This window comes from Pseudomonas fungipugnans (assembly GCF_029955235.1).
Classification (GTDB): Bacteria; Pseudomonadota; Gammaproteobacteria; order Pseudomonadales; family Pseudomonadaceae; genus Aquipseudomonas; species Aquipseudomonas fungipugnans.
Window position 1 is genome coordinate 2,131,159 of record NZ_JARBWL010000001.1, and the last position, 26,929, is coordinate 2,158,087.

Below are 26,929 nucleotides of genomic sequence, written 5' to 3' on the forward strand. Positions count from 1 at the left end.
ACTCGTTTGGGAGATAGAACGGCAGGCGGTTTTGATTGGCCTGCCGCTTCTTTCAATTGATCTGGAATGGATAAACCGCGCCCAGTTTAAGGATTTGCGTGAGTTCATCCAGTGCCGTCCGGCATTCAAGCAGCAATTGCGGGTCCGCAAGATCGTTTTCGGTCATGCGGTCGCGATAGTGCTTCTCGACCCACTCGGTCAGCGAGCCGTACAGCGGCGCGGTCATGATAACCCCTGGGTTGACGGCCGCCAGCTCGGTTTCATTCAGCGCAACGCGCAAACGAAGGCAAGCCGGGCCACCGCCGTTCTGCATGCTCTGCTTGAGGTCGAAAACCTTCACCTCGCGGATAAGCCCGCCAGAGCTGGTCAAGCCTTGCAGGTATTGCCAGACACGCTCATTGCCACGGCACTCTTCCGGCACGATCAATAGCATCGAGCCGTCAGGACGCGACAGCAACTGGCTATTGAACAGGTAGGAACGAACGGCGTCTTCCACGGTTACCGCAGTGCGAGGCACGCAGACTGACTGAAATTTCCCACCCGCTTTTGCGAGCTTTGCAGACAGTTCGGCCAGCATCTGCTCGGTGTCGAGGAACGCGTCCTCGTGATAGAACAACACTTCACCGTTCCCGACAGCAATGACGTCATTGTGGAACACGCCCTGGTCGATTACCGCCGGGTTCTGCTGGGCGTACACCACACCGTCATCGCTCAGGCCGTGCAGGCGGGCAACCGCCTGGGACGCTTCGAGGGTCTGGCGCGCCGGGTATTTCTGCGGCGCCGGGTAGCGGGTATCGAACGCACTGCGACCGAACACGAAGAACTCGACACCGGCTTCGCCATAGTCACGGCAGAAGCGGGTGTGGTTGGCCGCGCCTTCATCGCCGAACTGCGCCACTGCCGGCAAGGCAGCGTGGTGAGCAAAGTGTTTCTGATCAGCGAACATCGCCCCCAGCACGCGACTGGTGGTCGGATGTTCAATGCTGCGATGGTATTTGCAGTTCAGGTTGGCGGCAGTGAAATGCACGCGACCGTCAGCGGTATCGGCGCTCGGGCTGACTGTGGCGGCGTTGGCCACCCACATGCTCGATGCCGAGCAACTGGCGACCAGCAACGGCATCGCCTCTTTGGCAGCCCGCTCGATCACCTGCGCATCGGTGCCGCCGAAACCCAGACGGCGCAAGGCGGCCACGTCCGGGCGCTCTTGCGGCGCCAGCACGCCTTGTTGAAAGCCCATTTCCATCAGCGCTTTCATTTTTGCCAGGCCTTGCAGCGCGGCTTCCTTCGGGTTCGAAGACTGCTGGCTGTTGCTCTGGGATGCGACGTTGCCGTAGGACAAGCCGCCGTAGTTATGGGTCGGCCCCACTAGACCGTCAAAATTGACTTCATAGGATTTCATCAGCGAGGCTCCACGAGAATCTGTTGTTATAGGCATCAGGTAACAATTCAGTCAGACCGGGTTGCGGCTTTCGCGAGCAGACTCGCTCCCACATTGGATCGGTGCACACCAAATCTTTATGGGAGCGAGCCTGCTCGCGAAGGCGGTCTTACGACATGCGCACGCCAGGGGTCAGTGCGGCCGGCAAGGTCAGGCTCGGCGTTTCCAGCGAGGCCACCGGGTACGCGCAATAGTCGGCTGCATAGTAGGCGCTGGCGCGATGGTTGCCCGAAGCGCCGACACCGCCGAACGGTGCGCTGCTCGCAGCACCGGTCAGTTGCTTGTTCCAGTTGACGATACCGGCACGGCTTTCCAGCCAGAACTGCTGATAACGCGCTTCGGAATCCGACAGCAAACCGGCCGCCAGACCATAGGCCGTGGCATTCGCCTCGGTGATCGCTGCCGCAAAATCGGTGTAGCGAATCACTTGCAGCAGCGGGCCAAACAGCTCTTCGTCAGGGCGGTCAGCCACCGCCGTGACATCCAGAATGCCTGGGGTCAGCAATGCAGCCTGAGCCTGTGGCTGGGTCATTTCCAGCAGGGTCACCGCGCCATTGGCCAGCAGGTGTTCTTGCGCTTCCATCAACGCTTTGGCAGCGCCCAGGGAAATCACCGAGCCCATGAATGGCGCAGGCGTCTGATCGAATGCCCCGACTTCAATCGTCGAGCTGACCGCCACCAGACGCTCCAGCAGCTTGTCACCCCAGGCGCCCTGCGGCACCAGCAACCGGCGCGCACAGGTGCAACGCTGACCGGCAGAAATGAACGCCGACTGAATGATGGTGTAAACGGCTGCATCGAGATCAGCGACCTCATCGACCACCAGCGGGTTGTTACCGCCCATTTCCAGCGCGAGGATCTTGTCCGGGCGACCGGCAAACTGCTGATGCAGGTGATTGCCGGTGCGGCTTGAGCCGGTGAAGAACAGGCCGTCGATGCCCGGATTCGCCGCCAGGGCGATACCGGTTTCGCGAGCGCCTTGCAGCAGGTTCAGCACACCAGCAGGCAGGCCGGCTTCGATCCAGCACTTGACCGTCAGCTCGGCGACTTTCGGCGTCAGCTCGCTTGGCTTGAACAGCACGCTGTTGCCGGCCAGCAGCGCCGGCACGATATGACCGTTCGGCAAGTGGCCAGGGAAATTGTAAGGACCGAATACCGCGACCACACCGTGGGGTTTGTGGCGCAACACGGCGGTGGCGTCGCCCAGCGGGCCGCTCTTCTCGCCGGTACGCTCACGGTAGCTCTGCACCGAAATCGCGATCTTGTTAACCATGCTGGTGACTTCAGTCGACGCTTCCCACAGCGGCTTGCCGGTTTCTTCACCGATGCACCGCGCCAGTTCGTCAGCGTGACTTTTCAACGCAGCGGCAAAGGCTTCGAGTACGCCGATACGCTCTTCCAGCGTGCGCCGGGCCCAACCGGGAAATGCCTGACGCGCGGCTTGCACGGCCGATTCAACCTGGGCGGTGGTAGCACCTTCGCCGGTCCACAGCACCTGTTGGGTCACCGGGTTCAGCGATTGAAACGCTTCGCCCTGACCGGCCAGCCACTCACCTGCAATGTATAGCGAATTCATTATTTCGACTCCCGGGCAGCGGACAACGGAACGGCGCGCACTTGATCGCCGGCGTTGAGTTGAAGACGTTTGGCGGTCAGCGGATCGACCACCAGCGTACCGGCGGCGAAGCGTGCTGGCGCAGCAGTGATGCGGCAGTCTTCGCGCTTGCGGTTGTGAATCAGGAATGGCGTGGCGTCGTCACCCGGCGTGCCGATGGCCAGCACCAGCGCCTCGCTGTCACGCACCGCGCGGATCTTGCCGGTTTCGCACTCCACCGCAGGACCGGCGTCGAAAATATCGACGTAGCCCTGATAGCTGAAGCCTTCGCTCTTGAGCATGGCCAGCGCCGGCTCAGTGTCCGGATGCACCTGGCCGATCACGCTGCGCGCATCTTCGGAAAGAAAGCAGGTGTACAACGGGAATTTCGGCATCAGTTCAGCGATGAACGCTTTGTTGCCGACACCGGTCAGGTAATCCGCCTGACTGAATTCCATCTTGAAGAAGTGCCGGCCCAGACTTTCCCAGAACGGCGAGCGCCCGGCTTCGTCGGAGACGCCGCGCATTTCGGCAATGATCTTGTTGCCGAACAGCTGCGGAAACTCGGCGATGAACAGCATCCGCGCCTTGGCCAGCATGCGGCCGTTGAGGCCATTGCGGTAATCGGCGTGCAGGAACAGCGAGCACAGCTCGGAGTTGCCGGTCAGGTCGTTGGCCAGGAACAGCGTCGGAATTTCGCGATAGATGTTCAGCTCTTGCGAAGCGCTGACGGTCAGGCCCACGCGAAAGTTGTACCAGGGCTCACGCATGCCGACGGCACCGGCGATAGCGGAAATACCGACCACCCGGCCATTGTCGTCTTCGAGCACGAACAGGTAGTCCGCATCGCCCCGCCCGGCTTCGCCACGAAAAGTCTTCTCGGCCCAGCCGACCCGATGGGCCAGACGCTCTTCATTGGCCGGCAAGGTGGTCAGGCCAGTGCCGGTGCTGCGGGCCAGGTCGATCAGAGCGGGTAAATCGCTGCTGCGTACGGGACGAACGATCATGCTATCTCCTCAAACGGGTCGCTTGCGCCACCCGCGAAACTCGCTGCTTTCCAGCAATTCTTTGCAGACATCGCAACAGGCGTTAAACCGCCACCAGACGCACGCTGGCACCTTCACCGACGCCTAGCGCCTCGGCGGCTTCCAGATCCAGAGTCACGGGTTTGCCCGGCGCGTAATCAAGCTCCAGCAACACCGCGCGGTAATCCTGCAACTGCGCATTGGCCACCAGGTACTGGCGCCCGACGCCCTTGACCGGCTCGCCGATCTTCACCGGCACTACTCGGCTCTGGGCAATCGAACGAATCCCCGAGACGCGGGCATGCAGAGTCGGGCCGCCGTCGAAGATGTCGATGTAGTGATCCGTCTCGAAGCCTTCGCGCATCAGGATGTCGAAGGTAATCTGCGCACGCGGGTGCACCTGGCCCATCGCTTCTTGAGCGGAGTCCGGCAGCAGCGGTACGTAGATCGGATAATGCGGCATCAACTCGGCGAGGAACGTACGGCTTTTCAGGCCACACAGACGCTCGGCAGCGGCGTAGTTGAGGTCGAAGAAGTTGCGGCCGATGGCGTCCCAGAACGGCGAGTCACCATTTTCATCGCTGTAACCGACAATCTCGGTCACGACCGAATCGGCAAAGCGCTCCGGGTGGCTGGCCACGAACAACAGGCGACCACGGGAGTTGAGTTCCGACCACGCCGAACCCACCAGCTCCGGCAACACGTAGAAACTGGTCAGCAAGCTGTTGCCAGTCAGGTCGTGGCACTGCGAGAGCACGTGGATCTTGTTGTGGATCTTCAGCTCGCGGGAAGCGTGTACGAACGTTTCGTTACGAAAACTGTAGAACGGCTCGGAATAACCAGCCGAAGCGACGATGGCCGAGCAGCCGGCGAGCTTGCCGGTGGCGGTATCTTCAAGGACGAAGAAATAGCTTTCTTCACCGTTGAAGCTGACTTCGGCGGCAAACGAGGCTTCGCTTGCGGCAATCTTGTCGCTCAGGCGTTCAACGTCATCCGGCAAGGAAGTGACACCAATCGGGCTGTCCGCAGCCAGGCGCTGTACCTCGCCCAGATCAGCCATTTGCGCGGGGCGCATCACCAGCATGGTGTCACTCCTTTCTTGAAATATTCTTAGAGGAAAAAAAAACGGGCAGCTATTGAAAGCACTCATACTCAACGGTGGGAGCGAGCCTGTGTGGCGAGGGGGCTTGCCCCCGTTGGGGTGCGAAGCCCCCCTAAAACCAGTTACCACGATCTTTCAGTCAGAAAGAGGTGACCGATTTACGATTGCTTCGCAACCGAACGGGGGCAAGCCCCCTCGCCACAACAAGTCCACTCCCACATTAAATCCGGCCCGGCATAAAAATCGGGTTCGGCGCCCGAACACTCGGGCGTCGAAGGGTCTATCAGGCTTGCGTCAGTTTTGCAGCCGCACGCTCGAAACGATCCAGACCTGCATCGATGTCCGCGTCTTCAACCACCAGGCTCGGGGCGAAACGAATCACGTCCGGGCCGGCTTGCAGGATCATCAGGCCTTCACGCTCGGCGGCGTTGAAGATGTCTTTGGCCTTGCCTTTCCAGGCATCGCTCAGTACGCAACCGATCAACAGGCCCAGACCACGCACCTGAGTGAACAGGCCGTACTTCTCGCCGATCTGCTCCAGGCGGGTCTTGAATTTGTCGTGCTTGGCGTTGACGCCGGCCAGCACTTCAGGGGTGTTGATCACATCGATCACCGCTTCAGCCACCGCGCACGCCAGCGGGTTACCGCCGTAGGTGGTGCCGTGGGTACCGACGACCAGGTGCTTGGCCAGTGCTTCAGTGGTCAGCATGGCGGCAATCGGGAAACCGCCGCCCAGGCTCTTGGCGCTGGTCAGGATGTCCGGGGTTACGCCGAAATGCTGATAGGCGAACAGATTGCCGGTGCGGCCCATGCCGGTCTGCACTTCGTCAAACACCAACAGCGCGTTGTGTTCGGTGCACAGCTCGCGGGCGCCTTGCAGGTAAGCCAGCTCGGCCGGCAATACGCCGCCCTCGCCCTGGATCGGCTCCAGCACCACGGCGCAGGTCTTGTCGGAAATGGCCGCTTTCAGCGCTGCCAGATCGTTGAAAGGCACGTGAGTGATGCCGGTGATTTTAGGACCGAAACCGTCCGAGTACTTCGATTGGCCACCGACGTTCACGGTGAACAGGGTGCGACCGTGGAAGCTGTTCAGCGCGGCGATGATTTCGTACTTTTCAGTACCGAAACGATCGAAAGCGACGCGACGGGCCAGCTTGAAAGCGGCCTCGTTGGCTTCGGCGCCGGAGTTGCAGAAGAACACACGCTCGGCAAAGGTGGCATCGATCAGCTTATGGGCCAGGCGCAGGGCCGGCTCATTGGTGAACACGTTGGACACGTGCCACAGCTTGTTCGCCTGCTCGGTCAACGCACCGACCAGCGCCGGGTGCGCATGGCCCAATACGTTGACGGCAATCCCGCCAGCGAAGTCGATCAGCTCGCGACCGGCCTGGTCCCAAACGCGGGAACCGGCGCCACGCACCGGAATGAAAGCGGCAGGCGCGTAGTTGGGAACCATTACCTGGTCGAAATCGGCGCGTTGTACCGCAGCGTGCTCAACGGACATCGGAGTCTCCTGAAGAGGAACGCCCACCTGAAACTGGCGAGCGATGAGGGGGATTGTAAGGACAGTTTTCAGCCCGGCCTTGCCGCCAAGCGACAACTTCTTATAGCGCAAACCCCGGTTTCAGCCGGGTTTACGGCAATGCGACATATACCGTCGCAAAGGCGCAGTTTAAACCGATGCGCACGGTTAGCGGCAGCGCGTACAACATTAGATTTCAAGCCGTTGGCGGGTGTGCGGTAACTATGTACCGCACCTCTCATTGCCGAAACGGGTTTGCTTGAGTCCCGGCATCTTCAAGGACGAATCCGTGAATCTCTCCAACGAGTCGCTAACCCTGACACCCGAGGCCCTCTGGCCTCTTCCTGCTGACACTCATTACGAACATCTGCTGACTGCACTGCCGCATTGGCTGGTCAAGGCCCCCGCCAACAGACGCAAGGCGTTACGCAACGCCGCACCGCTGTTGCGCGACGAATTCCGTAATGCGTCCAGCCAGCAGCACGCCGTATTGAAGCGCCTTAACGCCGCCTATTGGACGGCACAAACCCGCGTGGACGAACGCCTGGCAATCCTGACGGATGCCCACACCTTTGCCGAGCCACTGCTGCGCGAAGCGATCAGGCAGCGTCACGGGCTGGACCTCGACGTCAAAAACACATTTTTGCGCCTGTACATTCCGGCGACAATTCCCTGGTTCCCGGTCAAATCCGGAGCTGCCAGAACCTGGACCGTGTCGCTGCTGGACGCGGCGCTGCACAACTTCGAAGCCGCCGAAACCACAGGCGACGCTTACGAGGCCGGTTCCGCGTACATCACCCCACCCTCTGCCAGCGGTCAATTCGACCTACTGAGCCACATCAAGGACAAGCTTTCGATCGCAGCTTTCACCCGACTGTGCCGCGAACTGGACATCGGCAAGCAATACCAGACCTGGCTTGAAGATAATCTTGGCATCCGTAACCCCGTGGTCGATGCCGTGCTGCGCCCGGATATCAAGCAAAGCCATCAAGGTGCCCTGCGCCTGGCACTGGAACTGGCCTTGCTGCAAAAAACTGCGCTCACGGCAGACGCCTGCCACTCGATTCTGGGCATCGTTGACGGCATCCGGGGCAGGTTGCTCAACGGCAAAACCTTGCTCTGCCATGACTTGAGCATCATGTCCGCGAAGCTGACCGGCATCGTGCTGTTTGCGCCAGACCTGGAACACCATCGCGGCACCGAACGCGTGGTGGCTTATATTCCCGACGATCCGCAGCAGCCGATCAAGGAATACGCGTCCACCGGCGACTTCATGGCCGACCTCAGTACAAAGTTGCGCTCCAGCGATTACCAGCATTTTTTCAGCCGCTTCGTCGATCACGAAGATCGCGGTCATTTCTTTGGCAACCTGAACAGTCGCCTGACGCAGATCACCTGGCACCCGCACGAACCGGGCGACCCGCGCCCCTCATGGCGCGAGTCCGCCGTATCGCGTGCAAATCTGCAACTGGTCGCCATCCCCATCGCCGGCGACCTGTGGGAACACCTTCACCAGAGCAAGCTCGACAAGATTCTCAACGATGCGCGCACCATCGCCGTATCCACCGCCAGCGCCAACCGCAAGGCGCGTTGGGCGCTGTGGGACTCATTCAGCAACATCGTCCAGACGCTCCTGCAGGTGGCCGCGTTTGTGGTGCTGCCGTTTATCCCGGTCCTGGGCGAAATGATGATGGCCTACATGGTCTATCAGCTGCTGGACGAGGTCTTCGAAGCGATCATCGACTGGTCGCAAGGCATCACCCGGCAGGCCATAGAACATACGCTGGGCGTCGTCGAAGCACTGGTTCAGTTGGGAGCATTCGCCGCAGGCGGCAGCATTGTGGCCGGTGAGTTTCGTAACGTCCTGCCCAAAGAATGGGTGGCGTTCATTGACCGTTTTCTGCCGGTGAAAAGTACCGACGGCAGAACCCGTTACTGGGACCGCAACCTCAAGCCCTATGAACAAAACATCGCCCTGGCCGGCAGCCGCCCCGACAAGTTGGGCCTGCACGCCCTTGAAGGTAAAAAAATCCTGCCACTGGCAGACGCCCGTTACGCCGTTACCCTCGACACCGCAACAGGTCGTTTTCAAATAGACCATCCAACCCGGCCCGGCGCCTACAAACCGCGCCTGCAACACAACGGCAGTGGCGCCTGGCACACCGAACTCGAACACCCGCTGAAATGGGGCCGTACAACCCTGCTGCGCCGAATCGGTCACGCCGCCGACTCGCTGTCCGACGCCGAGCTCGAACAAGTGCTGAGGATAAGCGGTCACGACGAAAACAGCCTGCGGCGCATGCACGTCGACCATGAGTCACCACCGCCCTTGCTGGCCGACACCCTCGCCAGGTTTAAAATCGACAAGGACATCCAGACCTTTATTGAACGCATTGGTAGCCACCACACCGAGACCTATCTGACGGCGGACCCGCAAACCCAGCTGCAATTACTGACCACCCACCTTCCGTGGCCTGAAACCAAAGGCCTGCGCTTGCGGGGCAGCCACAACGAAGTGTTGTGGCAATACGCACCTGAGCAAGTGTTGAACGCCACGTTTGTTGAGGTACGGATCGACGATGGCGATGTTTTGAAGTCGGCGCTTGGGGGATTGACCCGCGCAGAAACCAAAGCCCTGCTCAAAGAGCCGTTCGGCACCCCGCCCCAGTCACCGGATAGCTATGCCCGTATCCTGCGAAACGAGATTGCCCGGGTGGCGCTGACCGAGCAAAGCACGCTGTTCGACAGCCGCTACCGAGCGCTGGAGCGCGAGCCTGACCCGCTGACCGAGCGGCTCATCGAGGACACGCCCGGACTGCCCGACAGTACGGCCAAAGAATTGCTCAACAGCGCAACCGGCATCGAGCTGCAACTGCTGGAACAGGGCACGGTAGCCCCCCGGCTCAAGCAACTGGCGAACTGGGCACAACAGCAGGTACGGGCCGTACGTGCCAGGGAAAGCCTGGAATTGAAATCGCCGGCCACCCCTGACGGCGAACGGCTGGCTCTGCATTCAATGGCACGTCTGCCTGGCTGGTCGGGGGACGTGCGTATCGACGTCAACCGCTATGCCTTCAACGGGGAAAACATCGACAATCTGGGTCGACTGGATGCGCCTGAACGCAAGGTCATGGTGCTACTGGAGAACGGCGACTATCAGGCTTACGATGAGATCGGCCAGCCACTGTCTGGCGCGAACGATTTCTACACGTGCCTGCTGCAAGCCCTGCCCGACAGCGAGCGCACCAACCTCAAGCTGAATATCGGGCAGGGCTCACAACTCAGGCAGCGCCTGGTTGAACACGCCTTGAGCCACGCTCAATTGCAGCAAGTCCTGGCAGAGCACCCAGTGCTCAAACCGCATTACGACCCCAAGGTCATGCGCCTGCCAGGCGGTGGTGACGGCTATATGATGTCCCATCCCGGATCGACTTCATTAAGCGACTGGGTGCGGCTCACCTACCCCTCCTTCACCGAAGCAGAGATCGACACGTTTGTTCTGCAACTGCAGCACAATCCACTGGGCGCGCGCATCGTCCTCAGCAACCTGCATAGCGAGTATACCGCCCTGTCCAACCAGCTGGAGCTGTGGGCCGCGGCGCCCCCCACCCACCACCCGACGACTGGCCTGTTGCTCAGCGTCGCCGAGTACCGAACCGCCCGGGACAACCGTCGACAGTTGATGTTCGAGCTGCAGCGCTGCTGGCGTCGACAGACCGCGCTCAATGACGGACCGGAGGATGTCGGTAATCGTGCTTATATGCTGCGGTTCACGCGCCCGATCATTGGTGAGCTGCCCCGTATTCAGGCGGACTTCAGCCATGTGGTGCACCTTTCTCTGGAGGGTAGTGACGCAACACGAGGCATCCATGAATTCCTGCGTGGTTTTACTGGCCTGAAGCGTCTTGAACTGCGCAGACTCTCCTTGGGCAGACTGCCAGACCTCGAGCCCGCACTGGCGAATCTGACACAGCTGATCCTGCCCGAATGCGGCATCGTTCTGACGGCGCAATCCCAAGCCACCCTGTCCTCACTCAGCCGCTTGCGCAGCATCGACCTGCACAGAAATCCTCTCGGGCGAGTCATCGACGTCCAGGCAATGAACGACCTGATCTACATCGACCTGAGCGAAACCGGCACGACCAGCCTGCCTCCCGGATTGCTCAGCCGCCCCCTGCTGGAAACAGCCGTTTTCACCGAGAACCTGATAACAGAACTGCCCACGGAATTATTCGAACTACCCACACACAAGGCATTTGCTTTCGAGCTGGGTGAGAACCCGCTGTCCACCGGCACCCGAGAACGAATCAAAGCCTTTTATCAGCAAACCGGCACGGACCTGGGCGTCTACGCGGAACAAGTGGACCGGGAGCGAGCGAGTGCGCTGTACCCCACCCTTGATCTTGAAACGGCCAGCGACTTCATCTACAAGCTGCCCGGCACCCTGGAAGACGGCCGCGCCGAATTGACACGCCTGGAGGCCGAGTACGCCACCCTGACCAGCCAACTCGCGGCCTGGACTGGAAATACGCCTGCTGTCCACCCGGTCAGCGGCCAGCCAATCACCCCAGCGCAGTTGGCGGTGGATCAGAGCACTCGTGACGAATTCAAACGCACTGTCGAAAAAGGCTGGCGCCGGGAGACCGAACTGGATGACTTCAATGAAACACTGGAGCCCAGTTTTGAGCTCAACCTGTCACTGGTCGTCGCCGGAGATTTGCCCACACTAAGCGCCAACTTCAACCATGTCTCGCACCTGTATTTATACAGTTACAACGGCATGACCAGCGCATCGGACGGATTTCTGAGGTGCTTCCCAAAACTCAAGGGCCTGACCATCCGTGATTATAATTTGGGCAACATCCCGTCGTCGGTATTCGACATGGGTGAGTTGAGAGCATTGGTACTGCCCGAGTGCCGTATCACCCTGACCGCAGGGACCGCCAGTGAGCTGGCTGGCATGGAGCGGCTGGATTTTCTGGACCTGAGCCACAACCCGCTGGGCATTACGCCCGACATCAGTCAAATGCCCGACATGGCAACGCTGATACTCGACAGCACCGGCATTACCGAACTGCCCAATGGTTTGCTGAATCTGCAATTCCTCGACATCGCCAACCTGAGCAATAACGCCATCGTCGAAGTGCTCGCTGACATTCTCGAGTTACCGAGGGAGACCGCCGAAAGCATCAACCTGCGCGGCAATCCGTTGTCCGGGCAAAGCCTGAAATTGCTGCTGGCTTACTTCAAGAAAACCGGCAGCGACTTCAACATCGACTCCATCAGCGAAACCGCAGAAAGGGAGGTGACAGACTCGGATGATTCAGAGGTCGAGTCATGAAGCCATGCAAACCGTGATTTCAGCCGCGCTCTGAAGGCACCGAGGACAATTCGAACGGGCTGCTGCTGCGCCGCTGGTTGCGATCTTCCCGCGGCGTGGCGCCGAAGAAGTTGCGGTAGGCGCTGGAGAAATGCGGCCCCGAAGAGAAGCCACACGACAGGCCGATCTGGATGATCGACTTGCTGGTTTGCATCAACATCTGCCGGGCCTTGTTCAGGCGCAACTCCAGGTAATACTGGCTCGGCACACGATTGAGGTATTGCTTGAAGATCCGCTCCAGCTGGCGACGGGACACGCACACATGCTGGGCGATTTCGTCAGTGGTCAGCGGTTCTTCGATGTTGGCTTCCATCAGCAACACGGCTTGCGTGAGCTTCGGATGGCTGGAACCGAGACGGTTTTGCAGAGGAATGCGCTGGCGCTCGCCGCCCTCGCGAATGCGCTCCACCACCAGTTCTTCCGACACCGCACCCGCCAGTTCGGCGCCATGGTCACGGGCCAGCACCGCCAGCAGCAAGTCGAGTACCGACATGCCACCGCAAGCGGTCAGGCGATCACGATCCCAGTCGAACAGATGACTGGTGGCAATGACTTTCGGGAAACGCTCGGCGAAATCGTCCTGCCAGCGCCAGTGCACAGCCGCGCGATAACCGTCGAGCAAACCCAGTTGCGCCAACGGATAAACACCGGCCGACAGACCACCAATCACACAACCGGCGCGAACCAATTGCTTCAGCGCGCTGCTGAGTGCCGGCGCAAGTGCGGTCGGTGGCTCATCGGCGAGCAGAAACAGTTTCTGGAAGTTTTCCAGCTTGCCGGCCCACGGCTCACCCGGCAATTGCCAGGCGCCTTCGGTCGGCGGTTCGGCCTGCAGGAACGACAGTTCGTAGACCACGTCCGGATGCACGCGCTGAGCGACACGCAAGGCCTCCTCAGCCAGCGCAAGCGTCAGAGCTTTAGTGCTGGGCCAAATCAGGAAACCAATTCGATGGGCAGTCATGGCGGGCGATCCGAAACTAAAACAGTGTTAAAGGCCGAAAGCGGCTGCAACCAAATTAGACCATCTGGCGCACGGTGCGCAGCATGACCTAATTTGGTGCGTAACGGGAGCGATTACTTGAGGCTGCCTGAGAGGAATTGCTGCAAGCGTTCGGACTGTGGATTGACCAGCACTTCACGCGGGTTGCCGCTTTCTTCGACGACACCTTTATGCAGGAACACCAGTTGGTTCGACACTTCGCGGGCAAAGCCCATTTCGTGAGTCACCACCACCATGGTTCGGCCTTCCTGGGCCAGGGCCTGCATGACTTTCAATACGTCGCCGACCAGCTCCGGGTCGAGCGCCGAAGTCGGTTCGTCGAACAGCATCACTTCAGGCTCCATCGCCAGCGCACGGGCAATTGCCACGCGCTGCTGCTCGCCGCCGGACATATGGCCAGGGTAGGCGTCCTTGCGATGAGACACGCCGACTTTGGCCAGGTAATGCTCAGCCTTCTCCCGGGCTTCGGCCTTGGACATGCCAAGCACGTGGACCGGCGCTTCCATGATGTTTTCCATCGCGGTCATGTGCGACCACAGATTGAAATGCTGGAACACCATCGACAGACGCGAACGCATGCGTTGCAGCTGTTTCGGGTCGGCAGCCTTCAGCGCGCCTTCCTTGTTGGCAACCAGTTTCAGCTCTTCGTTGTTGAGCAGAATCCTGCCCGCGTGCGGCTGCTCAAGCAGGTTGATGCAACGCAGGAAAGTACTTTTGCCGGAGCCACTGGAGCCGATGATGCTGATCACATCACCCGCCGCCGCTTTCAGGGACACGCCCTTGAGCACTTCGTGACTGCCATAGCGTTTATGCAGGTCTTGGACTTCAAGTTTGTACATGCGGTCGGTTCTCACAAAAACAGTCAGTCAGTCGTTGAGCAAGCGCCCGTGACGCAGCGCTTCGCGCCCCGCCACCTTGGCCAGCCAGAAACCGGGTTGGGCATAACGTAGCCGTTCAACGGCAAACAGCACCCCGGACGTACCAGCACACACGGTGCTGACGCGATCGGACAAGGGATCGATCACTTCAAAAATCTCGTCGCCCGCCTCTACCCACTCACCGGGTTTGCGCAGGAAACTCACCACACCCGGATGCGGCGCAAACAGTAATTCAGTGCCTTCGAACGGCATGCCTTCGCACGCCTCTTGCGCAGGCTGCGGCCATTCACCGCGAATCAAACCCTGCTCGGCGAGGAACGCCAGAATGCCGTCGGCATAGGCCTGGGCTTCAGGACGACCGGTGTCGGCCTGACCACCCAACTCAATAGTGGTCGCCAGACACGCCAGCGGAATCTGCGCGTCGGGGAACAACCGCGAAAGACGCAACCACGGCAGCGAACAGGCTTCGTCAAACGAACTGCCGCCCGAGTCTTCCGCCAGCAAACCGACCCGCACATTCAAATGCGCGGCCAGCGAACGCCACTGTGGCCAGTGTTGCGGCAAGGCGTACATGTGCAGCGCCGCCTCGGCGTCGCAATGCAAATCCAGCACCACGTCGGCGGTGCAGGCGTGGCTGAGCAAGATGCGCTGCATGCCCTGCAACTGACTGGCGGCGGGCGGCAATGCGCCCAGCGCATCGCTCATGGCCTCACGGATCATTCGGATATTGGCGTGGGCATCATCACCCAGGCGCCCTTGCAGCTCGGCGGCGACGGGCGCGCTCAACTCGACGAAATCGCGGTTGAAATTCTTGCCGCTGCCCGCCTCGAAACGCCCTTGGTGGTTGCCTTGAAGCAGTTGACCCAGACCCAACGGGTTGGCCACCGGCACCAGCTCAATCACACCGTTGAGCAAGCCCTGGACTTCGAGTTCGGTCAGGCGCTTTTTCAGCTCCCAAGCCGTGCGCATGCCCGGCAGTTCATCGGCGTGCAGACTGGCCTGGATGTAGGCCTTGCGCTCGCCGTTGCCGAAGCGGAATACCGAGATATGGCGTTCGCTGCCCAGGTGGCTCCACGGCAATACATGATCGATGCGTTCCATATCAGTGCTTCCGCGGGGCCAGATAGCCCAGCCAGCGGCGCTCGGCCAGCTTGAACAGGCGCACCAGAATGAACGTCAGGCACAGGTAGAAGACGCCTGCAGTGATGTACGCTTCGAACGGCAAGTAGTACTGAGCGTTCACCGTGCGCGCGGCACCCGTGATGTCGATCAGGGTCACGATGGAGGCCAGACTGGTGGTCTGCAACATCATGATCACTTCGTTGCTGTACTGCGGCAGCGCCCGGCGCAGGGCCGACGGCAGCAGGATGCGCTTGTACATCTTGTAACGCGACATGCCCATGGCCTTGGCCGCTTCGATCTCGCCGTTCGGCGTGGCCCGCAGGCTGCCGGCGATGATTTCAGCGGTATAGGCGCTGGTGTTGATCGCAAACGCCAGGCACGCACAGAAGGTGGCGCTGGACAGAAACGGCCACAAGAAGCTTTCACGTACCGCTTCGAATTGCGCCAGACCGTAGTAGATCAGGAACAACTGCACCAGCATCGGCGTGCCGCGGATCACATAGGTGTAGAGCCAGGCGGTCATGTTCACGACCGCGTTTTTCGAGACGCGCATCAAGCCCAGCGGCAGGGCACACAGCAGACCGAAGAACAGCGATATTCCCAGCAGTTTGAGGGTCGTCAGCAAGCCAGCGAAGTACAGCGGCAAGGCCTCCCAAATGACGTTGTAGTCGAAGATCATAGATCAGCCGCCCTTACGCCTACCGAGTAGCGCTTCTCAAGTTGACGCAGGATCAGCAACGAAACGCTGGTGATGACCAGGTACATCGCCGCCACTGCGAGGAAGAAGGTGAAAGGCTCGCGGGTGGCATCAGCCGCCTGCTTGGCCTTGAACATCATGTCTTGCAGGCCGACGACCGAAATCAGCGCGGTGGCCTTGGTCAGTACCAGCCAGTTGTTGGTAAAACCCGGAATCGCCAGGCGAATCATCTGCGGCACCAGCACCCGGAAGAACACCTGGAAACTGCTCATGCCATAGGCCATGCCGGCTTCCGCCTGCCCCTTGGGGATCGCCATGAAGGCGCCACGGAACGTTTCCGACAGGTATGCACCGAAGATGAAACCCAGGGTGCCGATACCGGCCGCCAGCGGGTTCAGGTCGATGTAGTCGTTGAAGCCGAGCAGCGGTGCGACGCGGTTGAGCAAGTCCTGGCCGCCGTAGAAAATCAGCAGGATCAGCACCAGGTCGGGAATCCCGCGGATCACCGTGGAATACAGGTCGCCCAACCAGGCCAGCCAGCGCACCGGCGAAAGACGCAGCGAAACGCCGATCAGACCCAGAACGATGGCCAGGGCCATGGACGACAAGGCGAGCTGAAGCGTCAACCATGCGCCATCGAGGATGACAGCCCCGTAGCCTTTCAACATGATTCAGGTCCTCGAAAGTTGGGATGAAAAAATGGCGCAAACCGCAGAGATCCTGTTGCTTGCGCCATTTCTGACTTGTCGCGCGGACGTGTTACTTGCCGTAGATATCGAAGGCGAAGTATTTGTCCTGGATTTGTTTGTACTTGCCGTTCTCGCGAATGGCAGCGATCGCGGTGTTGATCTTGTCTTTGAGCGCGTCGCCCTTGCGAACCGCGATACCCACACCGTCACCGAAGTACTTGACGTCGGTGAAGGCCGGACCGACGAACGCGAAGCCTTTGCCGGCGTCGGTTTTCAGGAACCCATCGTCCAGCAAGGTAGCGTCAGCCACGGTGCCATCGAGGCGGCCAGCGGCCACGTCGAGGTAGATTTCGTTCTGCGAACCGTAAGGCTTGATCTCGGCACCCAGCGGGGCCAGGACTTCGCGGGCGAAACGCTCGTGGATCGAACCACGTTGCACGCCGATGTTCTTGCCCTTGAGCTCGGTCAGGCCGTCGCTGACTTGAGTGCCAGCCTTCATGACCAGACGCGCCGGGGTGTTGTAGTACTTGTTGGTGAAGTCCACGGACTTCTTGCGGTCTTCGGTGATCGACATCGAAGACAGAATGGCGTCGATCTTGCGCACTTTAAGCGCCGGGATCAGACCGTCGAACTCTTGCTCGACCCACACGCACTTGACCTGCATCTGCTCGCACAGGGCGTTGCCGATGTCGTAGTCGAAACCGACGATGCTGCCGTCCGGTGCTTTGGAAGCGAACGGAGGGTAAGCCGCTTCGATACCGATCTTCAGTGGCTTTTCATCAGCGAAGGATGGCAGGGACAGCACGGACAGTGCCAGGGCGCCAAGCAGCACAAGTTTCTTCATCTTGGGACTCCATCGGTAAAGGGCAAAACGGCAGAGTGAGCGACAGCCCAATATGCGAATGGGTGAAACGGAAAAAGCAGTGCTGCGTCCTGGTGAAGCCGCGTTGAATTTCAACCCCGGCGACGACGAGCGAGTGATCGGCATTCTAACGACAGGCCCGAAGCCGATATTTCTTCAATGCGACAACAAATTACAGATGCACCGAGAAAGCCACTTGGGGCCGTTGACAGCCTTGCAAATTCATGCAAGAGCAAAAGATTGTGAACCAATCAATGTTGCAAATTGCGGGCCTATTATTGGCAAACCCTTCTAATCCGGCAAGCGTAGCGTGATGTCTAATTTTTTACAGGGTGCTGGAAGGCCCTGAAACGGGGCTTTGCGTTTCTCTATGCCCCGGAATGGGCCGGACGGTTACACATTTAGTTACTTGGAGGACGGCGGGTAACAGTAGGAAATGGCTGACAAGGGATATCGATATTTATTGGTCGTTGTTATGCAGTGCCTGACCGATCGCTTTCGCGGGCAAGCCCGCTCCCACAGGTGGCCTTCTGTGTGCTTGGGATTTGTGCCAGACGCAGATCTATCGTGAGAGCGAGCCTGCTCGCGAAAAGGCCAGCACAAAAACATCAGGCAATAAAAAGCCCCACCAGACTCACCACCTGGCAGGGCCTTCACCCCCTCAAAACCAACGCTTACGCGACATTCATGGTCTTGTGCGTCTCAATCAAATGCTGCACCACACCCGGGTCCGCCAAGGTGGAGATATCACCCAACCCATCGTATTCAGCGGTAGCGATCTTGCGCAAAATCCGGCGCATGATCTTGCCCGAACGCGTCTTCGGCAGCCCAGGTGCCCACTGAATCACATCCGGAGAAGCAATCGGGCCAATCTCTTTACGCACCCAGTTCTTCAATTCCAGACGCAACTGCTCGGTCGGTTCCTCCCCCGCGATCAAGGTGACGTAGACATAAATGCCCTGCCCCTTGATGTCGTGCGGCACCCCCACCACCGCCGCTTCCGCGACTTTCGGGTGGGCGACCATGGCGCTTTCGATCTCGGCAGTGCCCATGCGGTGACCGGAGACGTTCAGCACGTCGTCCACACGACCGGTGATCCAGTAATAACCATCGGCGTCACGACGGGCGCCGTCACCGGTGAAGTACATGCCACGGAACGTCTTGAAGTAGGTGTCGACAAAGCGGTCATGGTCGCGATACAGCGTGCGTGCCTGGCCCGGCCACGAATCGAGAATCACCAGGTTGCCCTCGGCCACGCCTTCGATGATGTTGCCCAGGTTGTCCACCAGCGCCGGCACCACGCCGAAGAACGGACGTGCCGCCGAACCCGGCTTGAGCGCGTGAGCACCCGGCAGCGGACTCATCAGGGTCGCACCGGTTTCGGTCTGCCACCAGGTGTCGACGATCGGGCAGCGCGATTGCCCTACGTTCTTGTAGTACCAATCCCACGCTTCCGGGTTAATCGGCTCACCGACTGAACCCAGCAGACGCAGACTGCTGCCATCAGCCCCTTCAACAGCAGCGGTGCCCGAGGCCATCATTGCGCGAATTGCAGTCGGTGCGGTGTAGAGGATATTGACCTGGTGCTTGTCGACGATCTTCGCTACCCGGGTGATGTCCGGATAGTTCGGCACGCCTTCGAACAGTAAGGTGGTCGCGCCATTGGCCAGCGGGCCGTAGACGATATAAGTGTGGCCGGTGATCCAGCCGACATCGGCGGTGCACCAGTAGATTTCGCCCGGACGGTAGTCGAACACCCGCTCGTGGGTCATGGCTGCATATAACAGGTAACCGCCCGTGGTGTGCTGCACGCCCTTCGGCTTGCCGGTGGAGCCGGAGGTATAAAGGATGAACAGTGCTTCCTCGGCGCCCATCTCTTTCGGCGCGCAGACGCTGCCCGCCACTTTCATCAGGTCTTCGTACCAGATGTCGCGGTGCTGGTTCCACTTGATGTTGCCGCCGGTGCGCTTGCACACGATGACTTTCTGGATACTGCTGGTTTCCGGGTTGGTCAGCGCATCGTCGACGTTGGTCTTGAGCGGGATTTTCTTGCCGGCACGAATGCCTTCATCAGCGGTGATCACCACCTTCGATTTGCAGTCGATGATGCGACCGGCCAGCGCTTCCGGCGAGAAACCGCCGAACACCACCGAGTGAATCGCGCCGATCCGGGTACAGGCCAGCATGGCGACCACGGCTTCGGGGATCATCGGCATATAGATAGTCACCACGTCGCCGCGATGCACATCCTGGCCGCGCAGGGCGTTGGCGAACTTGCAGACTTCTTCGTGCAGTTCACGGTAGGTGATGTTGCGGCTTTCGGACGGGTCATCCCCTTCCCAGATAATCGCGATTTGATCGCCGCGCTCGGCCAGATGACGGTCGAGGCAGTTGTAGGAAACGTTCAGGGTGCCGTCGGCGAACCACTTGATGTCGACATGGTGATCGTCGAACGAGGTCTGCTTCACCGTGGTGAAAGGCTTGATCCAGTCGAGGCGCTTGGCTTGTTCGCGCCAGAAGCCGTCCGGGTTGACGACCGACTGCTGGTACATGGCCTTGTAGGTCGCCTCGTCAGTCAGCGTGGTGGCTGCTACCTCGGGACGAACGGGATACAGGGAAGCCGCACTCATCTTTCTTACCTCGGTGAAATAGTTGTTTTTGTATGACCCCGTTGTAGCCGGGCCGGGGCTATAGAACCATTCGACGATGGTAGTAACAAGCCCCTACAAAACGTGCCTATACCCCGGCAACGCCCTCAGACTCCTTGATTCAAGGGGCGTTGGTGGATTGTGAAATTGCCTTCACTTGCGGCCAAAACTTCTTTTCGGGCGATTGTTACCAAATATGCCAAAGGTGTTTATCAAAACCACGGGTATATGAATCAGCACCCCACGCCTAAAATCAGCCTCGCCAACAAGGCAAAGTGATTAACCCAGTTGCAGCCCCCACGAAGGCAGTTAATCCAAGTAACCAACCCTAAGTTACACACGCAATCCCAAAAAGATTGCGTGACCCCACTCGACCTTAAAAAGGTAAATCTGAAATGAAAGCTTTATTAGTTCTGGCCCTCAGCAGTCTGTGCGCAACCGCCATGGCCGACGAGGTCCCGACTGATGTCGCACAGCAACAACCGGCCGTTGAGGAATACACTTACTCCACCCACCTGGACATCGCCGAAATCATCTCCATGAGCGAAGTTCCGGATGTCTGCGAAGTTGTTCCGATGAAGATGGAATACAACGACTCCAAAGGTCAGCGTCATATTCTGCGGTACAGCGTGATGGGTAACGGCTGTTCCAATGGGTGATTCACTTTTTCAGGCTGGCGAAAATCCATGTGGGAGCGGGCTTGCTCGCGGAAGCGGAGTCTCAGCCAACATCAATGTTGGATTTGACGACCCCTTCGCGAGCAAGCCCGCTCCCACAGTTTTTTGCGCTTCGAGTGACAGACCGGCGTTGTGCCTGAAGACGCTGAAAGACCTCTAAAAACACAACATGTAGTGAAATCAGCGTTTTTTGGTTATTTTTTAAACAAAAAATAGCCCTGACAATTTCCATCTCGATCTGCACACAATTGTGCCTACAAAACCGCTGCAAGCCACGCCCATCAAGGCCTCCAGCCAAATACCCCCAAACACCCCCATCAACCCCGCTCGTACGACGTCAAAAAAAGCCAAAAAAAATCTGCATCGGCCAAAGCCCCGTGGTGCCTTGCTCCGATGGGAATGCACGGTGCGCGAAGGCCTGCATGAGCCATTTCGCCGCAACACAGCCGCTAAAAACTCCCTATAATGCCGCCTTAAACGGGGTCGCAATATTCCCTTACAGGGATTGCAAACAGCCGCCAGCCACAGGCCGAAGCTGTTCACGTTTCTGCGCCCTTCAGCGGCACGGCAACCTCCGTACAAAATTCTTGTTTGATGCCTGCGTATAGCTGCTGCAAAAAACGATTCCTTTAGATCCAACGCGGCCAGTGCGGTCGTGTGAACAACCATCACACGGGCACACTGGCCCTCACGCAGGAGACGACACGTCATGCTGAGCTGGGACGAATTCGACAAAGAAGACAGCGGCGAAACCGTGGTTAAAGGCGCCAACGCCGGCCACGCGACTGAAGCCAACATGGACCGCCTCGACACCGCCGGCGGTGTTGCGGCCCAGGAAGCTCGCGCCGTCACCGCGTCCGACTCCGCCGCCATCGCCCGCGCCAAGGCCGCCCTGGACAACCTCGACGTCGCCGAAGGTCTGGCTGAACTCGAAGGCGCCTCCGCCCGTGTCGCCGTTGACGAAAAGCGCATGATCAACTGCCGCGCCGACCTCAACCAACTCGTGCCATTCAAGTACGACTGGGCCTGGCAGAAATACCTGGACGGCTGCGCAAACCACTGGATGCCGCAAGAAGTCAACATGACCGCCGACATCGCCCTCTGGAAAGATCCGGAAGGCCTGACCGACGACGAGCGCCGCATCGTGATGCGCAACCTCGGCTTCTTCTCCACCGCCGACTCCCTGGTTGCCAACAACCTGGTCCTGGCCGTGTACCGCCTGATCACCAACCCGGAGTGCCGCCAGTACATCCTGCGCCAGGCCTTCGAAGAGGCGATCCACACCCACGCCTACCAGTACTGCATCGAATCGCTGGCCATGGATGAAGGCGAGATCTTCAACATGTACCACGAGATCCCGTCGGTCGCGAAAAAAGCCACCTGGGGCCTGAAATACACCCGTTCGATCTCCGATCCGAAGTTCGAGACCGGCACCGTCGAAACCGACAAAGAACTGCTGCGCAACCTGATCGCCTACTACTGCGTCCTGGAAGGCATCTTCTTCTACTGCGGCTTCACCCAGATCCTCTCCATGGGCCGTCGCAACAAAATGACCGGCGTCGCCGAGCAGTTCCAGTACATCCTGCGCGACGAATCCATGCACCTGAACTTCGGCATCGACGTGATCAACCAGATCAAAATCGAAAACCCACACCTGTGGGATGCTGAAATGAAGGAAGAGGCTTCGCAGATGATCCTGCAGGGCACTCAACTGGAAATCGAATACGCCCGCGACACCATGCCTCGCGGCGTACTGGGCATGAACGCGGCGATGATGGAGGACTACCTGAAGTTCATCGCTAACCGTCGCCTGAGCCAGATTGGTCTGAAGGAAGAGTATCCAGGGACGACTAACCCGTTCCCTTGGATGAGCGAGATCATGGACTTGAAGAAAGAGAAGAATTTCTTTGAGACGCGGGTTATTGAGTATCAGACGGGTGGGGCGTTGAGCTGGGATTGATTTCTAGCGTTGGCCGCGATTTGGCGATAGCTAGTTGAGTCGACAAATCGAAAAAAAAGCCCCGACTGGTTCGGGGCTTTTTTATGAGTCCAAAAAATGTTTCTGCTCTTACTGCATTTACAGCTCCGGCCGTAAGTCATCGTGGCGGAAGACTTTGAAGAAGTTTCAGTCTTCGAAGCATCCGGTGGGTGAGTGCTGCGATGTCGGCTGTAGGATCTGTCGAAGGATGCATCTCTCTTTCTTGTAGGAATTTTCGTAGACAGTGGTGATGGCCACTCAGTATCGTCCAAGGGTTTTTAACCCTCGGCGATTGTATGAGCGACAAGAAAAAAGACAACGACTGGAGCGTTCTTGAAATTAAGGCAGCGGTTGACGCCTATTTGAAGATGCTTGAGCTAGAGCTAACGGGCCAAAAATTCAACAAGGCACATGAGAATCGCGTACTGCGTGACTCAGCCTTATCGACCCGTACTAGAAGCTCTATCGAATTCCGGATGCAGAACATTTCTACAGTTCTGATGAGGATGGATCGGGAATTCATCACGGGATACAAGCCTGCCAGAAACGTTGGCTCGAACGTTGAGCAGTCAATCCGGACGGTGCTAAGTGAAAGAGGCGTTCAGCCTGGCGACCCTAAAGCTCCAACTGCAGATGAAGAAACGCTGGAGCGCCGCACTGCTGCACTTCAAAAACAAAAGATAAAAGAGCCACCGAAGGGTATTAAGAAACCGAAGCGAACGGCAAGCACTCGCACGGCATATGTTCGTGATCCCGAGGTTAGGGCCTGGGTTCGAAATGAAGCCGAAGGTCATTGCGATGGGTGTGGCGAGCCCGCTCCGTTTCAAAAGCTTGGCTTACCTTATCTGGAAGTTCACCACGTTAAGCCGCTTGCTGAAAAAGGCTCAGATCAAATTACCAACGCTGTGGCGCTTTGCCCGAACTGTCATCGTCGTTGCCATCATTCGAGTGACAGTGAGGAATACACTGCTTCGCTTTACAGAAAAGTCGCCCGGCTAATTCCCGAGTAGCCGGACCTCTCGACCCTGTGGCAAAGGATGCGATGCTGCAGTGTCGGCGTCAGGATCAGAGATCACGTTGTTGCCGTCAATCGCAAGCAAGCTCGCTCCCACAGCGTTCGTGTGTTGCCCCAGGTTTCGTGGTGTGTTGCAAATTGTGGATGCAACACGCCTCACCTCCCGCTATTAATACCCTCCCCCACTCAAGGACCCGAGCCCGCCATGAAATTTGATCTCGCCTACTGCCTCAGCCTCGACGACAAGTTGTCGATCTATGACGTGCGGGATTTGAATTTCGATGAGTCGGTGGCGTTCGATTCGGCCAAGGAGCATTTCCAGTGCCCCAACGATGCCTGTCGTTTGGCCTTTGATGCGGCGAATGTGTTGACGACGTTCAACGCCAAGAATGTGAATTACGTGCGTACGCCGCATTTCAAGAACACGCCTGGGACTCGGCATGTGGCGGAGTGTCCTTATGTCAGTCTCAAAGCGCCGACGTCGGGTGTAGAGGCGGACGGAGCGGAGGTGGATGACGGTCGGGAGGAGCACTTTCCGTCGGAGTTGTTGCTGACTCGGCGTGAGTATGTGCGCAAGCCGGCAAGCCCTGCGGTGGCGGCGGATATGATACGGGACGACGTGAAACCAGCGTCAGCGGCCAGTGACGTCGAGCACCCGAGTCGCGAATCGGCGCCGGACAAGACCAGCGTCTTCGCCCATCCGGTGGAGTGTTTTGTGTCGAACTTTGCGGACAAGGAGTTGCTCAAGCGTATGCCGTTGAAGATTGGCGAGCATACGGCGCCGTACAGTTCGTTCTTCAAGAAGATCGAGTATTTGCAGGACAACAAGGGGCTGATCTACTGGGGCAAGATCAAGGAGATACGGGATTACACCCAGAGTTTTCGCATCGATTTCGAACAGAAAGTCTGGTTCAAGCAAGCGGACGACGCGAAGAAGAAGCCTTATTCGGTCAACGTATACCTGAGCAAGAAGCTGATCGACAACTACCGCAAGCGCAAAGCGTTTCTGGAAGAGATCAAGCACGCCATCGACAGCGATAAAGAGTTGTTCTGCTTTTTCTATGGCGTGACGCCGGAGTTGAAGCAGGTTCCGAGCAAGAAAAACCCCGAGCAGACGTTCGGGGTGTTCAGTGCCAACATCGAGAACCTGGATCACTTCATTGTTCGGGAAGCGCCGGGGTTACTGGATTAACCCACTATCAGGGCAATTGCAGGGCTACGCCGCCTGGGTGTTGTTTTATGAGGCTATAAGGCAAAACGCTCCAGCCAATGTTTGCGCACACAGCCGCCGCGTGAGGGTAGGAAGGCGCCAACCTGATACCGTTTTCAGCGAATTCCCAGCCAGAGAAACGCCAAGGGTCCTCGTCGCTATAATTGCAATCGTCCTCCCCTTCTGGCGTCTTCGTCATTTGATCGGGATAGAGTTTGAGCAATTGCGCCACCAGCCAAGGGGCCAGCTCTTTAGAACGGTATTCGGAATAGGGGTCGAATAACGTGGATGAATATTCATCGTCATCGTAGTTTTCTTCAAAATGCAAAGGCTTGCCCTGCCCTACCCACAGGACATCTTCAAGCGTCAGGGCCTTGCCCGTCTTGGTATCAAGATTGAGCGCCTCGTTGTTCTGGTCGGGGTATGCGCCCCCACAGTAGTACTCGGATGAGGTAACGACACTCATCACATTAGACGTCATCCACATTGGCTGGCTTTCCTGGGTGTAAGAGCCCGCAGCACCATTGATGGTGCACCCGAAATACTGCACAACGCCTTGCCACAAATGCGCCATCAATTGCTGATTGATGCGTTGAAGCGCTTGTGGGGAATAACCTGAAACCACTTCAAACAGCGCTATGTTTGATTGCGGCTCGCTCCACCATTGCAGTGTGTAGCCCATAAAGGTTTCGGTTTGGCCTTGTTTCAGCTTCAGGCCTTGCAGGCGAAGGTATTCATACGGCGACTTGTCATGAAGTCGGATGAGATAGGGCAACGTGCCGCTGGCAACAGGCGCCATTCTGGCTTGCTGCAGTTCAATCTTCAGGGTCTTGCCCTTCGGACTGGTCCAATCACCAGACCATCCATCAGGCTTGGCCTTCAAGCGAATTTTTGACCGAGGCTCGTCCTGATCGCCCTCATCCAATAAAAGTGTATCTCCCTCCTTCGTGCCGCTGAGTACCAGGTCCTGACGATACTTTTGATAGAAGTAGCGCCCATCACCGTTGGTGGTATTCACTTCCAGCACGATTGGCATTTTGCCCAAGGTTCCGGTGTAAACATGGGTACCGTTTTCAGCGCGCAGTGCGGTAGAAAAGGTGGAACAAGCCAACACGATCAAACCAGTCAGACAACACAATCCTTTGAGCATCAAATCATCCTTGGATAAACGAGCACCTGCTCGCGAAAAATAGCCGCGAATTATGGCGAAGCGCCGCCGGATAATCGACAAGAAGCAGCACCGTTTTCACTCAACTCAGGCACATGCTGATCATCACCACCACCAACAACCCAACATAAACCCACGCATGCACCCGATCCGGTATCCGCCCGATCCATGGGGTCGCCAGCCTGATCCCCACCAACGCCCCCATCGTCAGCACCACAAACGCCAGCACGTCCACATACCCGATAAACCACGGTCCCAGATCAAACCCGGTGAACCCGGCCAGCGCCATGTAAGTCAGTGTTCCAGCCATAGCGACTGGCAAACTCAGCGGATTGGCCATCGATGTGGCCTGGGACATGTTCAGCCCACAGCGCCGCAGCAGCGGCACGGTCATGACGCTGCCGCCCACGCCTAGAAAAGTGGCGATGGCGCCAATGCCTAACCCGCCGCCAGTCACTTCAAACCTGCCCAATCGCCTTGGGATTCGGTTGCCGGACAGCGTAAGAAAGCCGCGTCTGAACAGACAGTCCACGATCGTCACGCCCAGGTACAGGATGAACGCATAACGAATCACCGCCCCACTGGCCCACATGGCGCCGGCTGCTCCGATGATCGCGCCCACCCCGATAAACCCGCCCAATGGCCACAGGTAATGACGGATCAAATGACCGGCCCGGTGATGTTTGCCGGTAGCAAGCAGGGCGTTGACGATCATCACGCAGGTCGAAGTGGCAACCGCAATGTGCATGGCCGACTGGCCAATGGGATCTTCTGCGCCGTGGCTGGCCAATAGCATGCGATAAAGCAGCGGCACCACGACGAATCCTCCGCCGAAGCCGAACAGCACGGCGGTGACGCCGGTCATGCAGCCAAAGAGAGTGAGCAAGAGATAAAGCATCGCGCATCGTCCGTTGTTTGAGAGTG

At 58.5% G+C, this 26,929-nt stretch carries 20 protein-coding genes; 6 read left to right on the forward strand and 14 right to left on the reverse strand.

The window, feature by feature from the left end; translation table 11 throughout:
- Positions 1–52: 52 nt before the first annotated feature.
- From astB to POF45_RS08585, 5 genes are all read right to left on the reverse strand, one after another.
- Positions 53–1,399: an N-succinylarginine dihydrolase gene (astB, locus tag POF45_RS08565; protein ID WP_259495875.1), complete on the reverse strand. Its 1,347-nt coding sequence runs from the start codon at positions 1,397–1,399 to the stop codon at positions 53–55.
- A 148-nt stretch (positions 1,400–1,547) separates the two neighbouring features.
- Positions 1,548–3,017, reverse strand: a complete 1,470-nt coding sequence (astD, locus tag POF45_RS08570) for a succinylglutamate-semialdehyde dehydrogenase (RefSeq protein WP_259503247.1) — start codon at positions 3,015–3,017, stop codon at positions 1,548–1,550.
- On the reverse strand, positions 3,014–4,039 hold the full coding sequence (gene astA / locus POF45_RS08575) for an arginine N-succinyltransferase (RefSeq protein ID WP_259495877.1): 1,026 nt from the start codon (positions 4,037–4,039) through the stop codon (positions 3,014–3,016). The genes astD and astA overlap by 4 nt, the downstream gene beginning before the upstream one ends.
- 82 nt (positions 4,040–4,121) lie before the next feature.
- Positions 4,122–5,141 (reverse strand): arginine/ornithine succinyltransferase subunit alpha, encoded by a 1,020-nt coding sequence (gene aruF, locus POF45_RS08580; protein ID WP_259495879.1) that lies wholly within the window; start codon positions 5,139–5,141, stop codon positions 4,122–4,124.
- 301 nt (positions 5,142–5,442) lie between these two features.
- Positions 5,443–6,663: an aspartate aminotransferase family protein gene (locus POF45_RS08585; RefSeq protein WP_259495880.1), complete on the reverse strand. Its 1,221-nt coding sequence runs from the start codon at positions 6,661–6,663 to the stop codon at positions 5,443–5,445.
- A 307-nt stretch (positions 6,664–6,970) separates the two neighbouring features.
- On the opposite strand from POF45_RS08585, the gene POF45_RS08590 reads away from it, so the two are divergent.
- Positions 6,971–12,022: a dermonecrotic toxin domain-containing protein gene (locus POF45_RS08590; protein ID WP_282315512.1), complete on the forward strand. Its 5,052-nt coding sequence runs from the start codon at positions 6,971–6,973 to the stop codon at positions 12,020–12,022.
- Positions 12,023–12,041: 19 nt separating this feature from the next.
- Here POF45_RS08590 and argR read toward each other — a convergent pair whose 3' ends face one another.
- The 6 genes from argR to POF45_RS08620 all read right to left on the reverse strand — a co-directional run bounded on the left by argR (position 12,042) and on the right by POF45_RS08620 (position 17,291).
- A complete protein-coding gene (gene argR / locus POF45_RS08595) occupies positions 12,042–13,022 on the reverse strand; it encodes a transcriptional regulator ArgR (protein WP_259495882.1) in 981 nt (326 codons plus the stop codon).
- Between the two features lie 113 nt (positions 13,023–13,135).
- A complete protein-coding gene (locus tag POF45_RS08600) occupies positions 13,136–13,900 on the reverse strand; it encodes an ABC transporter ATP-binding protein (RefSeq protein WP_259495883.1) in 765 nt (254 codons plus the stop codon).
- Positions 13,901–13,927: 27 nt separating this feature from the next.
- Positions 13,928–15,040, reverse strand: coding sequence for a M14 family metallopeptidase (locus POF45_RS08605; protein ID WP_282315513.1), 1,113 nt, complete (start codon positions 15,038–15,040; stop codon positions 13,928–13,930).
- Between the two features lies 1 nt (position 15,041).
- Positions 15,042–15,740, reverse strand: coding sequence for an ABC transporter permease (locus tag POF45_RS08610; protein WP_282315514.1), 699 nt, complete (start codon positions 15,738–15,740; stop codon positions 15,042–15,044).
- A complete protein-coding gene (locus POF45_RS08615; protein WP_259495888.1) occupies positions 15,737–16,426 on the reverse strand; it encodes an ABC transporter permease in 690 nt (229 codons plus the stop codon). The genes POF45_RS08610 and POF45_RS08615 overlap by 4 nt, the downstream gene beginning before the upstream one ends.
- Before the next feature lie 91 nt (positions 16,427–16,517).
- The gene (locus POF45_RS08620) at positions 16,518–17,291 is read right to left on the reverse strand and encodes an ABC transporter substrate-binding protein (RefSeq protein ID WP_259495890.1); all 774 of its coding nucleotides are present in this window, start codon (positions 17,289–17,291) and stop codon (positions 16,518–16,520) included.
- Between the two features lie 58 nt (positions 17,292–17,349).
- Here POF45_RS08620 and POF45_RS08625 point away from each other — a divergent pair, with 58 nt between their 5' ends.
- Positions 17,350–17,604 carry a hypothetical protein gene (locus POF45_RS08625; RefSeq protein ID WP_259495892.1) on the forward strand — a complete coding sequence of 85 codons (255 nt, stop codon included), beginning with the start codon at positions 17,350–17,352 and terminating at the stop codon, positions 17,602–17,604.
- Positions 17,605–17,983: 379 nt separating this feature from the next.
- Here POF45_RS08625 and acs read toward each other — a convergent pair whose 3' ends face one another.
- Positions 17,984–19,939: an acetate--CoA ligase gene (acs, locus tag POF45_RS08630; RefSeq protein WP_282315515.1), complete on the reverse strand. Its 1,956-nt coding sequence runs from the start codon at positions 19,937–19,939 to the stop codon at positions 17,984–17,986.
- Between the two features lie 413 nt (positions 19,940–20,352).
- On the opposite strand from acs, the gene POF45_RS08635 reads away from it, so the two are divergent.
- From POF45_RS08635 to POF45_RS08650, 4 genes are all read left to right on the forward strand, one after another.
- Positions 20,353–20,616: a DUF2790 domain-containing protein gene (locus POF45_RS08635; protein ID WP_259495894.1), complete on the forward strand. Its 264-nt coding sequence runs from the start codon at positions 20,353–20,355 to the stop codon at positions 20,614–20,616.
- Between the two features lie 727 nt (positions 20,617–21,343).
- Positions 21,344–22,594 (forward strand): ribonucleotide-diphosphate reductase subunit beta, encoded by a 1,251-nt coding sequence (locus POF45_RS08640; RefSeq protein ID WP_045057829.1) that lies wholly within the window; start codon positions 21,344–21,346, stop codon positions 22,592–22,594.
- Positions 22,595–22,908: 314 nt separating this feature from the next.
- Positions 22,909–23,622: an HNH endonuclease gene (locus POF45_RS08645; protein ID WP_282315516.1), complete on the forward strand. Its 714-nt coding sequence runs from the start codon at positions 22,909–22,911 to the stop codon at positions 23,620–23,622.
- Between the two features lie 210 nt (positions 23,623–23,832).
- Positions 23,833–24,819, forward strand: a complete 987-nt coding sequence (locus POF45_RS08650) for a hypothetical protein (protein WP_282315517.1) — start codon at positions 23,833–23,835, stop codon at positions 24,817–24,819.
- Between the two features lie 7 nt (positions 24,820–24,826).
- Here POF45_RS08650 and POF45_RS08655 read toward each other — a convergent pair whose 3' ends face one another.
- A complete protein-coding gene (locus POF45_RS08655; RefSeq protein ID WP_282315518.1) occupies positions 24,827–25,987 on the reverse strand; it encodes a hypothetical protein in 1,161 nt (386 codons plus the stop codon).
- Positions 25,988–26,087: 100 nt separating this feature from the next.
- Positions 26,088–26,903, reverse strand: coding sequence for a sulfite exporter TauE/SafE family protein (locus POF45_RS08660; protein WP_282315519.1), 816 nt, complete (start codon positions 26,901–26,903; stop codon positions 26,088–26,090).
- Positions 26,904–26,929 lie beyond the last annotated feature (26 nt).

What these genes read in the sequence shown, in the direction of transcription:
- astB (WP_259495875.1), bottom strand. Translation starts at nt 1,399, where the DNA reads ATGAAATCCTATGAAGTCAATTTTGACGGTCTAGTGGGGCCGACCCAT.
- astA (WP_259495877.1), bottom strand. Translation starts at nt 4,039, where the DNA reads ATGATCGTTCGTCCCGTACGCAGCAGCGATTTACCCGCTCTGATCGAC.
- aruF (WP_259495879.1), bottom strand. Translation starts at nt 5,141, where the DNA reads ATGCTGGTGATGCGCCCCGCGCAAATGGCTGATCTGGGCGAGGTACAG.
- POF45_RS08585 (WP_259495880.1), bottom strand. Translation starts at nt 6,663, where the DNA reads ATGTCCGTTGAGCACGCTGCGGTACAACGCGCCGATTTCGACCAGGTA.
- argR (WP_259495882.1), bottom strand. Translation starts at nt 13,022, where the DNA reads ATGACTGCCCATCGAATTGGTTTCCTGATTTGGCCCAGCACTAAAGCT.
- POF45_RS08600 (WP_259495883.1), bottom strand. Translation starts at nt 13,900, where the DNA reads ATGTACAAACTTGAAGTCCAAGACCTGCATAAACGCTATGGCAGTCAC.
- POF45_RS08605 (WP_282315513.1), bottom strand. Translation starts at nt 15,040, where the DNA reads ATGGAACGCATCGATCATGTATTGCCGTGGAGCCACCTGGGCAGCGAA.
- POF45_RS08610 (WP_282315514.1), bottom strand. Translation starts at nt 15,740, where the DNA reads ATGATCTTCGACTACAACGTCATTTGGGAGGCCTTGCCGCTGTACTTC.
- POF45_RS08615 (WP_259495888.1), bottom strand. Translation starts at nt 16,426, where the DNA reads ATGTTGAAAGGCTACGGGGCTGTCATCCTCGATGGCGCATGGTTGACG.
- POF45_RS08620 (WP_259495890.1), bottom strand. Translation starts at nt 17,291, where the DNA reads ATGAAGAAACTTGTGCTGCTTGGCGCCCTGGCACTGTCCGTGCTGTCC.
- POF45_RS08625 (WP_259495892.1), top strand. Translation starts at nt 17,350, where the DNA reads ATGGGTGAAACGGAAAAAGCAGTGCTGCGTCCTGGTGAAGCCGCGTTG.
- acs (WP_282315515.1), bottom strand. Translation starts at nt 19,939, where the DNA reads ATGAGTGCGGCTTCCCTGTATCCCGTTCGTCCCGAGGTAGCAGCCACC.
- POF45_RS08635 (WP_259495894.1), top strand. Translation starts at nt 20,353, where the DNA reads ATGAAAGCTTTATTAGTTCTGGCCCTCAGCAGTCTGTGCGCAACCGCC.
- POF45_RS08640 (WP_045057829.1), top strand. Translation starts at nt 21,344, where the DNA reads ATGCTGAGCTGGGACGAATTCGACAAAGAAGACAGCGGCGAAACCGTG.
- POF45_RS08645 (WP_282315516.1), top strand. Translation starts at nt 22,909, where the DNA reads ATGAGCGACAAGAAAAAAGACAACGACTGGAGCGTTCTTGAAATTAAG.
- POF45_RS08650 (WP_282315517.1), top strand. Translation starts at nt 23,833, where the DNA reads ATGAAATTTGATCTCGCCTACTGCCTCAGCCTCGACGACAAGTTGTCG.
- POF45_RS08655 (WP_282315518.1), bottom strand. Translation starts at nt 25,987, where the DNA reads ATGCTCAAAGGATTGTGTTGTCTGACTGGTTTGATCGTGTTGGCTTGT.
- POF45_RS08660 (WP_282315519.1), bottom strand. Translation starts at nt 26,903, where the DNA reads ATGCTTTATCTCTTGCTCACTCTCTTTGGCTGCATGACCGGCGTCACC.